Origin of the sequence: Herbiconiux sp. VKM Ac-1786, assembly GCF_015350805.1 — a bacterium.
GTDB lineage: Bacteria > Actinomycetota > Actinomycetes > Actinomycetales > Microbacteriaceae > Herbiconiux.
In genome coordinates, this window is the sequence record NZ_JADKSG010000001.1 from 345,221 (window position 1) to 358,164 (window position 12,944).

At 71.7% G+C, this 12,944-nt stretch carries 14 protein-coding genes and 1 tRNA gene; 3 read left to right on the forward strand and 12 right to left on the reverse strand.

The genetic code is table 11. The features are described from left to right. Positions 1-15: 15 nt before the first annotated feature. The 7 genes from kdpB to ITJ64_RS01695 all read right to left on the reverse strand — a co-directional run bounded on the left by kdpB (position 16) and on the right by ITJ64_RS01695 (position 7,218). Positions 16-2,085 carry a potassium-transporting ATPase subunit KdpB gene (kdpB, locus tag ITJ64_RS01665; RefSeq protein WP_194679046.1) on the reverse strand — a complete coding sequence of 690 codons (2,070 nt, stop codon included), beginning with the start codon at positions 2,083-2,085 and terminating at the stop codon, positions 16-18. After that, positions 2,085-3,758 carry a potassium-transporting ATPase subunit KdpA gene (gene kdpA / locus ITJ64_RS01670; protein ID WP_194679048.1) on the reverse strand — a complete coding sequence of 558 codons (1,674 nt, stop codon included), beginning with the start codon at positions 3,756-3,758 and terminating at the stop codon, positions 2,085-2,087. The genes kdpB and kdpA overlap by 1 nt, the downstream gene beginning before the upstream one ends. Further along, positions 3,759-3,848 carry a potassium-transporting ATPase subunit F gene (locus ITJ64_RS01675; protein ID WP_173183582.1) on the reverse strand — a complete coding sequence of 30 codons (90 nt, stop codon included), beginning with the start codon at positions 3,846-3,848 and terminating at the stop codon, positions 3,759-3,761. A gap of 279 nt (positions 3,849-4,127) precedes the next feature. After that, complete coding sequence (locus tag ITJ64_RS01680; protein WP_194679049.1) at positions 4,128-5,186, reverse strand: sulfate/molybdate ABC transporter ATP-binding protein; 1,059 nt, start codon at positions 5,184-5,186, stop codon at positions 4,128-4,130. Further along, positions 5,183-5,998 carry an ABC transporter permease gene (locus tag ITJ64_RS01685; RefSeq protein WP_194679051.1) on the reverse strand — a complete coding sequence of 272 codons (816 nt, stop codon included), beginning with the start codon at positions 5,996-5,998 and terminating at the stop codon, positions 5,183-5,185. The genes ITJ64_RS01680 and ITJ64_RS01685 overlap by 4 nt, the downstream gene beginning before the upstream one ends. Before the next feature lie 6 nt (positions 5,999-6,004). Then, a complete protein-coding gene (modA, locus tag ITJ64_RS01690; RefSeq protein ID WP_194679053.1) occupies positions 6,005-6,814 on the reverse strand; it encodes a molybdate ABC transporter substrate-binding protein in 810 nt (269 codons plus the stop codon). Then, on the reverse strand, positions 6,814-7,218 hold the full coding sequence (locus ITJ64_RS01695; protein WP_194679055.1) for a molybdopterin-binding protein: 405 nt from the start codon (positions 7,216-7,218) through the stop codon (positions 6,814-6,816). Before ITJ64_RS01695 ends, modA begins: the two co-directional genes overlap by 1 nt. A 155-nt stretch (positions 7,219-7,373) precedes the next feature. Here ITJ64_RS01695 and ITJ64_RS01700 point away from each other — a divergent pair, with 155 nt between their 5' ends. Together ITJ64_RS01700 and ITJ64_RS01705 are read left to right on the forward strand one after the other, a co-directional pair. Continuing rightward, a complete protein-coding gene (locus ITJ64_RS01700; protein ID WP_194679057.1) occupies positions 7,374-7,625 on the forward strand; it encodes a hypothetical protein in 252 nt (83 codons plus the stop codon). A gap of 88 nt (positions 7,626-7,713) precedes the next feature. After that, positions 7,714-7,959: a hypothetical protein gene (locus ITJ64_RS01705; protein WP_173183577.1), complete on the forward strand. Its 246-nt coding sequence runs from the start codon at positions 7,714-7,716 to the stop codon at positions 7,957-7,959. Positions 7,960-8,036: 77 nt separating this feature from the next. Here ITJ64_RS01705 and ITJ64_RS01710 read toward each other — a convergent pair. From ITJ64_RS01710 to galU, 5 genes are all read right to left on the reverse strand, one after another. Further along, a tRNA-Ala gene (locus ITJ64_RS01710) sits at positions 8,037-8,112 on the reverse strand. A gap of 29 nt (positions 8,113-8,141) precedes the next feature. Further along, positions 8,142-9,500, reverse strand: coding sequence for an acyltransferase (locus ITJ64_RS01715; protein ID WP_194679059.1), 1,359 nt, complete (start codon positions 9,498-9,500; stop codon positions 8,142-8,144). Between the two features lie 101 nt (positions 9,501-9,601). Then, the gene (locus tag ITJ64_RS01720; RefSeq protein WP_194679061.1) at positions 9,602-10,609 is read right to left on the reverse strand and encodes a hypothetical protein; all 1,008 of its coding nucleotides are present in this window, start codon (positions 10,607-10,609) and stop codon (positions 9,602-9,604) included. 88 nt (positions 10,610-10,697) lie between these two features. Continuing rightward, positions 10,698-11,351 (reverse strand): GNAT family N-acetyltransferase, encoded by a 654-nt coding sequence (locus ITJ64_RS01725; RefSeq protein ID WP_194679062.1) that lies wholly within the window; start codon positions 11,349-11,351, stop codon positions 10,698-10,700. Positions 11,352-11,382: 31 nt separating this feature from the next. Next, a complete protein-coding gene (gene galU, locus ITJ64_RS01730; protein ID WP_194679064.1) occupies positions 11,383-12,273 on the reverse strand; it encodes a UTP--glucose-1-phosphate uridylyltransferase GalU in 891 nt (296 codons plus the stop codon). Positions 12,274-12,333: 60 nt separating this feature from the next. Between galU and ITJ64_RS01735 the strand changes: the two genes are divergently transcribed. After that, complete coding sequence (locus ITJ64_RS01735) at positions 12,334-12,918, forward strand: 5-formyltetrahydrofolate cyclo-ligase (RefSeq protein ID WP_194679066.1); 585 nt, start codon at positions 12,334-12,336, stop codon at positions 12,916-12,918. Positions 12,919-12,944: the final 26 nt, after the last annotated feature.

Here is a 12,944-nt window from a genome sequence, read left to right on the forward strand (position 1 = left end):
ACGATGCGGGAGGGGCTAGAAGCCCGGGATGAGGCTGACGACGAGGTCGATGATCTTGATCCCGATGAACGGGGCGATCACCCCGCCCAGCCCGTACACGAGGATGTTGCGGGAGAGGATGCGCGACGCCGACATGGGCCGGTACTTCACGCCCCTCAATGCCAGCGGGATCAGCGCGATGATCACCAGCGCGTTGAAGATCACCGCCGAGAGGATGGCCGAGGCCGGCGAGTGCAGCCCCATGATGTTGAGCAGCCCGAGCCCCGGGAACACCGCTGCGAACATCGCCGGGATGATGGCGAAGTACTTCGCCACGTCGTTCGCGATCGAGAAGGTCGTGAGCGCCCCGCGGGTGATCAGCAGCTGCTTGCCGATGGCCACGATGTCGATGAGCTTCGTGGGGTCGGAGTCGAGGTCGACCATGTTGCCGGCCTCCTTCGCGGCGGAGGTGCCGGTGTTCATCGCCACGCCGACGTCGGCCTGCGCGAGCGCCGGGGCGTCGTTGGTGCCGTCGCCGGTCATGGCGACCAGCCGGCCGCCCTCCTGCTCCTTCCGGATCAGGGCGAGCTTGTCCTCGGGCGTCGCCTCGGCGAGGTAGTCGTCGACCCCGGCCTCCTCGGCGATCGCCTTGGCGGTGAGGGGGTTGTCACCCGTGATCATGACGGTGCGGATGCCCATCGAACGCAGCTCGGCGAAGCGCGACGCCATGCCCTCCTTGACGATGTCCTTGAGGTAGACGACGCCGAGCAGCCGGGCCGGGGCGCCGGGCTCGCGCACCGCGACCACGAGCGGGGTTCCGCCGAGGCTCGCGATGCGGTCGGTCGACTCCTCGAGCTCGTCGAAGAGCTCGCTGCCCGAGGTTCCGCTCTCCTTCGCCCAGGCGGTGACGGCCGAGCCGGCGCCCTTGCGGATCTGGCGGCCGTCGGCGAAGTCGATCCCGCTCATCCGGGTCTGCGCGGTGAAGGGGACGATCTCGCCATCGACCGCCGCGGGCCTCACGAAACCGTCGGCCGAAGCCAGATCCACGATCGACTTGCCCTCGGGTGTGGGGTCGGAGAGCGACGACAGCGCCGCGGCCTCCCGCAGCTCCCCGGCCAGCACGCCCTTCAGCGTGCGGAACTCGGCGGCCCGGCGGTTGCCGTAGGTGATCGTGCCGGTCTTGTCCATCAGCAGGGTGGTCACGTCGCCGGCGGCCTCCACGGCGCGTCCCGACATGGCGAGCACGTTGTGCTGCACGAGCCGGTCCATGCCGGCGATGCCGATCGCCGAGAGGAGGGCGCCGATGGTGGTGGGGATGAGGCACACGAGCAGGGCGACCATCACGGCGATGGAGGGTGCGGCATCCGAGTACCCGGCGATCGGGCCGAGGGTGAGCACGACGATCAGGAACACGATCGACAGGCTCGCCAGCAGGATGTTCAGCGCGATCTCGTTCGGCGTCTTCTGGCGCGAGGCGCCCTCGACGAGGCGGATCATGCGGTCGACGAAGGTCTCGCCGGGCTTGGAGGTGATGCGCACGACCACGCGGTCGGACAGCACCCGGGTGCCGCCCGTGACCGCGCTGCGGTCGCCGCCCGACTCCCGGACGACCGGGGCGGACTCGCCCGTGATCGCCGACTCGTCGATCGAGGCGATGCCGTCGACGATGTCGCCGTCGCCCGGCACGAGCTCCCCGGCGACCACCACGACGGTGTCGCCGAGGGTGAGGTCGGCCGAGGCCACCTGCTCGGTCTCGGCCTTCAGCGCGGCCGGATCTCCGGCCGGGTCGTACCCGACGACCCGCGCCGCCATCGTGCTGGTGCGGGTGGAGCGGAGCGTGGCGGCCTGCGCCTTGCCGCGCCCTTCGGCGACCGACTCGGCGAGGTTCGCGAACAGCACGGTGAGCCAGAGCCAGACGGCGATCGCCCAGGTGAAGGCGAGCGAGTCGGAGCCGCCGACGAACGGCTGCGCGATGGCGAGCACCGTGGTGAACGCGGCGCCGACCTCGACGATGAACATGACGGGGTTCCGCCACATCAGCCGCGGGGACAGCTTGCGGAGCGCCCCGGGGAGCCCCGCGGCGATCTGACTGGGGAGGTTGGACATTACTGAAGCCCTTCGGCGAGAGGTCCGAGTGCGAGCACGGGGAAGTAGGTGAGGGCGACGACGATGACGATCACGCCCACGAGGAGGCCCACGAACTGCGGGCGGTGGGTCGGCAGGGTGCCGGCGGTCACGGGCACCTTGCCCTGCGCGGCCAGCGAGCCGGCCAGGGCGAGCACGAGCACGATCGGCACGAAGCGTCCGAGCAGCATCGCGAGGCCCAGCGCGGTGTTGAACCACGGGGTGTTGGCGGTGAGGCCGGCGAAGGCCGACCCGTTGTTGTTGGCCGCGCTGGTGAAGGCGTAGAGCACCTCGGTGAAGCCGTGCAGGCCGGGGTTCCAGATCGAGGTGCTCTCGACGTCGGCGCGCACCGGCGGGATCGCGAAGCTGAGCGCGGTGCCGACGAGCACGAGGGTGGGCGTGGCGAGGATGTACAGGCTCGCCAGCTTGATCTCGCGCGGGCCGAGCTTCTTGCCCAGGTACTCGGGCGTGCGGCCGACGAGCAGGCCCGCGATGAACACGGTGATCACCGCGATCATCAGGATGCCGTAGAGCCCCGCCCCGATGCCGCCCGGCGCGATCTCGCCGAGCATCATGTTGAACAGCGTCATCATGCCGCCGAGCGACGTGAAGCTGTCGTGCATCGAGTTGACCGCGCCCGTGGAGGTGATGGTCGAGGTCGTGGCGAACAGCGTCGACGCGGCGATGCCGAAGCGCTGCTCCTTGCCCTCCATCGCGCCGCCGGCGAGCTGCGGACCGGTTCCGGCGCCGCCGATCTCGAAGGCGGTGAGCGCGGCGAGCGAGGCCACGAAGAGCACGCCCATCGCGGCCAGCACGGCGTAGCCCTGACGGGTGTCGCCGACCATCTTCCCGAAGGTGCGCGGCAGCGCGAACGGGATGGCGAGCATGAGCACGACCTCGAACATGCTGGTCCAGGGCGTGGGGTTCTCGAACGGATGCGCGGAGTTCGTGTTGAAGAAGCCGCCACCGTTGTTGCCCAGCATCTTGATCGCCTCCTGGGAGGCCACCGGCCCGCCGGGAACGGTCGCGGTGCCACCCGTCAGCGTGGTCACCTCGGTGAAGCCGCTGAAGTTCTGGATGACGCCACCCGCGATCAGCACGATCGCCGACACGACGGCCAGCGGCAGCAGGATGCGCAGCACGGCCCGGGTCAGGTCGACCCAGAAGTTGCCGAGCGTGCCCGTGTTCCGCCGCGCGAAGCCGCGCACCAGGGCGATGGCGACCGCGAGGCCGACGCCGGCCGAGACGAAGTTCTGCACGGCGAGGCCGGCGATCTGCACGGTGTAGCCGAGCGTGACGTCGGGCGAGTACGACTGCCAGTTCGTGTTGGTCACGAAGGACGCGGCCGTGTTGAACGACAGCCCCTCGGGCACGGCCGGGAAGCCGAGCGAGTAGGGCAGCACGGCCTGAAGCCGCTGTAGCGCGTAGACGAACAGCACGCCGATCAGCGAGAAGGCGAGCACCCCGCGGAGGTAGGCGCCCCAGCTCTGCTCGGAGTCGGAGTCGACCCCGACGAGCCGGTAGAGCCCGCGCTCGACCCGGAGGTCCTTGGCACGGGTGAAGGTCCAGGCGATGTAGTCGCCGAGGGGGCGGTGGATGACCGCCAGCACGAGCACGAGGGTCGCCAGCTGGGCGACCAGGAGCCAGGCTTCCATCTAGAACCTCTCCGGCTTCACGAGGGCGACCACCAGGTACGCCACTCCGGCGACACCCAGCAGCGCGGCGGCGAGTTCGAGCACGATCACAGCTTCTCGACCCCCTTCGCGACGAGGGCGACGACGCCGAAGGCGGCGAGGATCGCGACGATATAGATCACGTCGAGCACGGTGTTCTCCATCCGATGGGCGCCCCCGATGGGCGCGCGGTACGGATGCGAGTGTGCTCGCCGAGGGGCCCGGTTCCGGCGGTCCTAACGCTTTCCTGACGGCTCGGGGCGGTCGGTGCGGTGAATCCTCACGCGATCCGAACGCGGGGTCGCCTGAGCCCCGTTCACGCGGGTGCCCGGGCGGGCCGCTCCGGATGCGCTAGAGCGGGTAGGCGGTGGCGTCGTCGGCGGCGAACGAGAACCACACGGTCACCCCGGGCGCGAGGTCGAGTTCGGCCGCGTCCCGCGGCGAGACGTCGGCCGCGAGCGTGCCGGCGCGCACCCGCACCGTGTCGCCGCGCGGCTCGACGTCGGTCACCCGGCCCGGCACGGTGGTGCGGCCGGACGCCCCGGGTGGCTGCTCCCGTGCGGCGGAGACCGCGGCGGGCCGCAGCGAAACCGCCACCGCACTCCCGGGCCGCAGCCGCTCCACCGGGCGCACCGCCAGGCGATGTCCGTCGGAGGTGAGCACCACCGCCGCCCCCTCGGCGACACCGGTGAGCAGATTGACCCCGGTGAGCCCGGCCGCGAAGGGCGTGCGCGGCCGTTCCAGCACGGCGGCCGTCGGGCCGGAGTCGACCACCCGGCCGGCGTCGAGCACGACGACCCGGTCGGCCAGCGTGAAGGCGTCGAGCACGTCGTGGGTGACGATGATCGTGCTGCGCCCGGCGAGCACCGTCCGCAGCGTGCGCCGGAGCGCCGGTGCGACCGAGACGTCGAGCGCCGCCATGGGCTCGTCCAGGAGCAGCAGCGCCGGGTCGGCCGCGAGGGCTCTGGCCACGGCGATGCGCTGCGCCTGGCCTCCCGAGAGCTGGGCGGGGCGGCGATCGGCCAGCTCGGCGGCGTCGACGCGTTCCAGCCACTCGGCCGCGCGGGCTCCGGCCTCCGCGCGCGATCGCCCGCGGCTCCGCGGGCCGAACGCCACGTTGTCGCGGACGCTCAGGTGCGGGAAGAGCAGCGCGTCCTGAGCCAGCATCGAGACGCCACGGGCGTGCGGGGGCAGCCAGTGGCCGCGGCCGGTGCCGCCGACGTCGAAGAGCCGCCGGGCATCCAGTCGGGCGTGCCCGCGGTCGGGGCGGAGCAGTCCGGCGATGACGTCGAGCACGGTCGATTTGCCGGAGCCGTTCGGCCCGAGCACGGCGATCGTCTCTCCCGGTCCCACCTCGAGCGACACGGACACGTCGCGCTCGAGCACCGTCGCCTCCAGCTCGAAGCTCATCGCGCCCGCCGCCTCAGGCGGAGTCCGGCGGGCTCGCCGGCGCGGTGCGCGACGGCCACGACGACCACGGCGACGACGACCAGCACGAGCGAGAGGGCGACCGCCGCATCCGGATCGGTCTCGCGCTGCAGGTAGATCTCGAGCGGCAGCGTGCGCGTGACGCCCTGCAGCGAGCCCGCGAAGGTGAGGGTGGCGCCGAACTCGCCGAGCGCGCGGGCGAACGACAGCACCGCGCCCGAGACGAGGGCGGGCAGCACGAGCGGCAGCGTGATGCGCCGCAGCACTGTGGTGGGCCGCGCGCCGAGCGTCGCGCCGACGGCCTCGTAGCGGGTGCCGACCGTGCGGAGCGCCCCCTCGAGGCTGAGCACCAGGAACGGCAGCGCCACGAAGGTCTGCGCGAGCACGACCGCCGTGGTGGAGAAGGCGATGGTCACGCCGAAGGCCTCGAAGCCCTGCCCGAGCAGCCCGCGCCGCCCGAAGGTGTAGAGCAGCGCGATGCCGCCGACGACCGGCGGCAGCACGAGCGGCAGCAGCACCAGCGAGCGCAGCACCTTCTGCCCCCAGAACCGCGTGCGGGCGAGCACGACCGCCATCGGCACCCCGAGCATCACGCAGAGCGCGGTCGAGGCGAGGGAGGTGCGGAGGCTGAGGCCGAGGGCGTCGAGCGAGGACTCGGAGGTGATCAGCGGCACGAAGTCGGCCCAGTTCACCCGCAGGAGCATCGCCACGAGCGGCAGCACCACGAAGGCGGCGCCGACCGCGGCCACCGCGGCGACCCAGCGCGGCACCCCGCCGTACGTGCTCCCGGACATCGCGGCCTAGGGGGCGCCGAAGCCGGCGGCGGCCAGCACGTCGCGGCCCGCGCTGCCGGTGACGAGCTCGACGAACGCCCGGGCCGCCGCGGGGTTCTGGGCGCCGGCGACAGGAGCGATCGGATAGGTGTTGACGGCTTCGGCCGACTCCGCGATGTCGATGCCCTCGACGGCGTCGCCGGCGGCCACCACGTCGGTGACGTAGACCAGTCCCGCGTCGGCCTCGCCACTCGTGACCTTGCCGAGCACGTCGGTGACGGAGGACTCCTCGCTCACGGCGGGGATCGTCACGCCGGCGGCCTTCTCGAGGGTCTCCGCGGCGGCGCCGCAGGGCACCTGGGGTGCGCAGAGCACCGTGGCGATGCCCGGGTCGGCGAGGTCGGCGAGGCGCGCGACGCCGCCCGGGTTGCCCGGGGGCACGGCGATCGTGAGCACGTTGGTGGCGAAGTCGACCGGTGCCGCGGCGTCGACCACACCGGCGTCGATGAGCTTCGCCATGTTCTTCTCGTCGGCCGAGGCGAACACGTCGGCCGGCGCCCCCTCGGTGATCTGGGTCACGAGGTCCGAGGAGCCGGCGAACGAGAGCTCGACGGTGACTCCCGGATGCGCGGCCTCGAACTCCTGGGCGAGCTCGGTGAAGGTGGCCTTCAGCGAGGCCGCCGCGAACACGGTGACGGTGCCCTCGAGGGCGGCCTCCGTGCTGCCGGGGACGGCGGAGGATGCCGGGACGTCACTCGCCGGGGCGGCCTGGCCCGCGCATCCGCTCAGCAGCAGCAGCGTGGCCGCGGCCAGCACCGCCGTCGTCGCGCGGCGCATCAGGCCCGCCCGCCCGGGGTCTCGATCATCACGGTCGTGGCCTTGACCACCGCGATGGCGATCGAGCCGGGCTCGAGGCCCAGTTCGCGCACCGCTTCGCTGCTCATCAGCGAGACGATGCGGTGGGGGCCGCACTGCAGTTCGACCTGGGCCATCACCGTGTCGGCGACGACCCCGGTGACGACACCGACGAGCCGGTTGCGCGCCGAACGGCCGATCTCGGACGGGTCGGCGGGCAGCACGGCGTTGCGGCGGGCGAGCTCGGCCATCGCGAGGCCGTCGACGACGCTGCGCCCCGCCTCGTCCTTGCCGCTCGCCAGGAGGCCCCCGTCGATCCAGCGGCGCACGGTGTCGTCGCTCACCCCGAGGAAGCTCGCGGCGTCTCGGATCCGTATCTGCGTCATGGATGCCACTCTAGCGCCGGATCTGCGGATTTCTCCTGTCGGAACAATGCAGATCCGGGCGCTCCCGCCCGCGACCGGGCAAGGTGGGACCGTCAGCCCCGGACCCCGGACCCCGGCCGACGTCGCGCCGTCGTGCGCACCGGAAGGGGACCGTCATGGCCGAGCTGACCTCGTTCGACCGTCTGCCGTGGAGGCACGGCGACACCGTCGACTACGAGCACCGCGGGAAGAGCTACTTCCTCGCCGCCTCGAACGGCACCACCTGGGTGCTCGGGGATCGCGAGAGCGGTCGCACCCTCGCGATCCTGCGGCTCGACGAGAACCAGGGCCCTCCGCTCTGGACCCTCCGCGGGCCCTCCCACGACCTCGCCGGGGAGAGCTGGATGCTGCTGCTGGCCGCAGCGTGAAGGCCCGGCCACGAAAGGGTGGCGCTTTTCGCGGCGGGGGTGGAGTGTGGGAGCATCCCTGCCCCGGGAATCCTCGAAAGGACCCACCATGGCCAAGAAAGAGATCGAGAAGGTCGGCTTCGACCCGATCGAGTTCGCCCACGGACTCGGCATCCAGAGCAAGCACGCGTACCTCGCGGGCTTCGCCTCGATCGTCGTCTCCCTCATCGCGTGGCTCGTGTCACGCGGCAAGAAGACCGACGACAAGGCCCAGTCCGACCGCTGGGGCATCTTCATCGGCCACTGGGCCCCGACCTTCTTCGCGATCGGCCTCGCGCTGAAGACCGAGGAGTAGTCGACGCGGAATCGCGCAGCTGCAACGACGAAGGGCCCGCCTAGGCGGGCCCTTCGTTCGTTCCTGGGGAACGGATCTGGTGGAGCTAAGGGGATTCGAACCCCTGACCTTCTCATTGCGAACGAGACGCGCTACCAACTGCGCCATAGCCCCGCTGACGTCGAAACGACAACCCCGATATTCTACGACGAAAGCGGCGCCGATTGCGAACCGGGCCGGCCCGTCCCCGTGGCCGTCGCGGCCGGCACCGCCTCCCGGGCCCGCCAGCGCCCGAGCATCAGGATCGCGGCCGAGAGCAGCACCACCCCGATCACGGCGGTGGGCAGGTCCATGAAGAACTCCATCACGAGGAACGGCGGCACGAACGCCAGCACGGTCGCCACCGCCACCACCGGCGTCGGCGGGGTCGGCCCCACCTCGCGCGGCGCCTCCCAGCGGCCCACGAGGAACGACAGCCCGAACACCGCGGCGAGCACCAGCACGAACATCACCGGCCGCGACCACCACCAGGCCGGGCTCGCCGGCTCGGGCGAGGCACCGGGGATCAGCAGCAGCGCCCCCGAGACCAGCAGGATGACGGGCAGGTGCCAGAGGTAGATCGTCATCAGGCGGGTGCCGACGAGGAACACCACGGCCCGGGCCGCGTGCGTGTTCATCAGGCGGGCGAGGGCCGGTTTCAGCAGCCTCAGGATGCACGCCTGGGCCACCGCGAGCGCCACCAGCGGCAACGTGGGCGGGTTGAGGTTCGTCAGCATGTCGTCGGCGTACGGGCCCCAGACGGTGAGCGGCACGAGCGCCGCGTAGGCGAGCGCCGCGATGCCGACGAGGGTGTACCAGCGCCGGGCGGCGAACCAGCCGTCGGCGTAGAAGAAGCCGAGCTGCTGCACGAGCAGCCAGACGAAGAACAGGTTCAGCAGGCCGATCTCGGTGATGCCCGTGGAGTAGCGGAGGGCGTCGATCGCGATCGCCCCGGCGAGCAGCACCACGAGGGTCGCTCGGGGGGCCCGGGCGTGCCACCCGGCCATCAGCGGCACGAGCGCCTGGCAGAGGGTGTAGGCCGCGAGGAACCAGAGCGGAGAGGCGGCACCGACGACCGCCACGTCGATCAGTGCGGGGTCGACGCCGAACAGGCGCGCTCCCCCGATCACGACCGCGTAGAAGACGAACAGCGGCAGGGCCGGCTGGGCGAGCCGCAGCACGCGGTTGCGCACGTAGCCCGCGGCCGTGCCGCCCCGGCGGGTGAGGCTGCGCCAGGCGGTGAGGGATGCGAATCCGCCCACCACGAAGAAGAGGGGCATGATCTGGCCGGCCCAGGTGACTGGGGCGAACCACCACTGCTCCTCGAGGGGCCGCGAGACGATGATCGAGCCGTCGGGGCCGGCGCCCACCCCGACCATCAGCAGGTGGATCAGCACGACCAGCAGCACGCAGAACACCCGGGCCAGGTCGAGCGTCAGGTCGCGCTTGGACAGGTCGATGGCGGCGGCTCCCGAGGCCGACCGCGATCTCGAGGCGGGGGCGCGGACTCCGGCGTCACTCATGTCGCCATCCTAGGAGCGGAGCCCATCGCCGCCCGGGCATACCACGGGCAGGTCGACGGATGCGCGTGCCGCACCCGTCGCCGCGAGACGATCGGGCGAGTTCAGCCCGCGCGACGCCGCGCGAGCACCGCGTCGATGTCGAGGTGGGCGTCGGTGTCGCCGTCGACGATGCCCATGCGCGCGAAGCGGGACGGCACGGCGGGGGCCACGGGGGCGTCCGGCGCCACCGGCTCCGCGACGGGCAGCGACGCGACCGTGGCCGACTCGGCCTCCAGGCGCGCCCGCAGGGCGGCCTCGGCCAACGCGGCGGCCCGGCGCAGAGACTCGTGGTGGTCGGGCTCGGCGCGCTCCCGGGAGGCGCGGGCGGTGGCCTCGGCGAGCTCGGCGGTCTTCACCGTGTCGAGACGCTCGGGCACGTCGACCTCCGCCGGCTGGTCGAGACCGAGCGGCAGGGCCGTGCGCGAGAGGTAGAGGGGCCGCGGCACGGCGACGGGGACCCAGCCCGAAGCGCGATCGCCGGCCGAGCGGCCGTCATCCTCCGCCTCGACGGCGGCGGGCGCGAAGGCGTCCTCAAACCCGTAGTCGACGAGCTCCGGCGAGGCCAGCGGAACCCCGTTCGGAGCGAGCGAGGCGGGCAGCCGCAGCCGGCGCCCGGCGCGGGCGAGCCGCACCAGCATCGCGATGCTGACGACCGAGGCCAGCGCGCCACCGATCAGGATGATCCAGGCTCCCGTGTAGACGGCCTGCATGCCGCCGAGCACGGCGACCGACAGCGAGACGGCGAGCACCAGTGCGGTGACGGCACGCGAGCGGCGCAGCCGGTCGGCGGTGCGCACGGCGCTCGGCACGGCCGAGAGCGACTGCTGCTGCGCCCGGTGCTTCAGGATGCGCTCCTGCTCGGCGATCGACCGGGCACTCGCCTCGACCCGGATCTCCTCGGGCACCTCGGCGGTCTCGGCGAGGATGCGCAGGGTCTGCTGCAGCCGCACGGCGTTCCGCTCCGTGGCGAGGTACTGCCGCGAGCGGAACCAGGACGGCAGCAGGTACGCGAGCCACAGCACCGCCGCGAGGGCGATGATGAACCCTCCGCTGAGCCAGTCCGTCGTCATGGCTCTACGGTAGGGGCGCACGCCGCCCGCACCCCTCAACGCGGGACGTGTGTCGGGTGGGAATCGGCTCCGCGTGAGCCGGCCGGCCTCAGGCGCGGGTGATCGGGATGGCCCGCTGCGCCGCGATGCGCTCGCTCTCGGGCACGACGCCGTCGCCCTCGGGCACCGCGCCCTCCTGCCACCGCCGCAGCACGCCCACCGGCAGCTCCTCGCGCACCAGCGCGAAGCAGAAGTGGTCGCGCCAGTCGCCGTTGATGTGGATGTACCGACGCCGGAGCCCCTCGTACCGGAACCCCAGCTTCTCGACCACGCGCAGACTCGGCCCGTTCTCGGGCCGGATGCAGATCTCGATGCGATGCAGCCCCACCGAGAAGAAGCAGTAGTCGCTCGCGAGCGCGGTGCTGATCGGCGTGATGTTCTTGCCCGCGAAGCGCTCCGACACCCAGTACCCGATCGAGGCCGAGGCCACGGAGCCGTAGGTGATCGACGAGACGTTCAGCTGCCCGGCCACCTCGCCGTCGTACTCGATCAGGAAGGGCAGCCCGAACCCCGCGCGCGCGTTGGTCTGCAGAGAGCGGATGCTCGCGCGGGTGTCGAAGGACATCGGACCCTGCGGGTTGGTCGCCTCCCACGTGCGCAGCCACGACCGGTTCTCGATCAGCTCGCGCTCGAGGGTCTTGGCGTCACGCACCCGGATGGGCCGGAGCGTGACGGGCCCCTCGGTCAGCGTGGGTACGAACATGGCTGGAACACTACCGCGCCCGTCGAGTCGTTCAGAGTCCGGACACGAACTCCTGCAGCCACGGCCGGAGGTCGGGGCCGAGGTCGCTGCGGTCGCTGGCGAGCTGCACGATCGCCTTGATGTAGTCGAGCTTGTCGCCGGTGTCGTAGCGGCGGCCGCCGAAGACGACGCCGTAGACGCCGCCCGCGATCGAGTCGTCGTCGGCGAGGGTCAGCAGAGCATCCGTCAGCTGGATCTCGCCACCCTTGCCCGGAGGGGTCTTCTCGAGGATGTCGAACACCTCGGGCTGCAGCACGTAGCGGCCGATCACGGCGAGGTTCGAGGGCGCGGTGCCCTCGTCGGGCTTCTCGACGAGGCCGGTGACCTTCACCACGTCGTCCTCGTCGGTGGCCTCGACCGAGGCGACACCGTAGAGGTGCGTCATGGAGGGGTCGACCTCCATCAGCGCGATGACGGTGGCGCTGCGCGTGTCCTGCACCTCGAGCATCCGCTTCAGCAGCGGGTCGCGGGCGTCGATGATGTCGTCACCGAGCAGCACCGCGAACGGCTCGTGACCGACGTGCATGCGCGAGCGCAGCACCGCGTGGCCGAGGCCGAGCGGGTCGCCCTGACGCACGTAGTGCATCTCGGCGAGGGCGGTGGACTCGTTGACCACCCGGAGCATCTCGCCCTTGCCCTTCTGCTCGAGCGTCGACTCGAGTTCGTAGACCCGGTCGAAGTGGTTCTCGATGGCCGCCTTGTTGCGGCCGGTCACCACGAGCACGTCGTTCAGGCCGGCACCGACGGCCTCCTCCACGACGTACTGGATGGCGGGCTTGTCGACGACCGGCAGCATCTCCTTCGGCATCGCCTTGGTGGCGGGAAGGAAGCGCGTGCCGAGACCGGCGGCCGGAATAACTGCTTTGGTCAGTGGTGTCCCCATGTCCGAGAGCATATCCAGGTTCGCGCATCCCTCACTCCACGCGGCTCTAGAATCGATCTCATGGCCACCGACCGCAGCACCGACAAGCGGGCCCTCCGCGCCGAGCTGCGCGAGCGCCGGCGCACCCGCCCCGCCCACGTCGTCGACGCCGCCGAACTGGGCTTCACCGAGAACCTCGTGAAGATCGCCACCGAGACGGATGCGCGGGTCATCTCCGCGTACCTGCCGACGTCGTTCGAGCCGAACACCCGCCCCTTCATCAACTGGGCACTGGCCGACGGCCGCCGCGTGCTCCTTCCGATCGCCCGTCAGGACGGTCTGCTCGACTGGGCCGAGGCCGACGGCGAGACCGAGACCGAGGGGCTCTACGGCCTTCCCGAGCCGGCCGGCGGCATCCTCGGCCCGATCGCCATCAACGACGCCGACCTCATCGTCATCCCGGCCTCGGCCGTCGACGAACGCGGCACCCGCATGGGCTGGGGGCGCGGCTACTTCGACCGCACGCTCGGCTCCATGGAGAACTGCCCGCCGGTGTTCGCCGTCGTGTTCGACGACGAGATCCTCGACGAGGTGCCCCGCGAGGTGCACGACGCCCCCGTCGACGGAGCCGTCACCCCCACCCGCATCATCCGTTTCGCGCGCTGACCGCGCGCGAAGCACGTTCCCGGAGG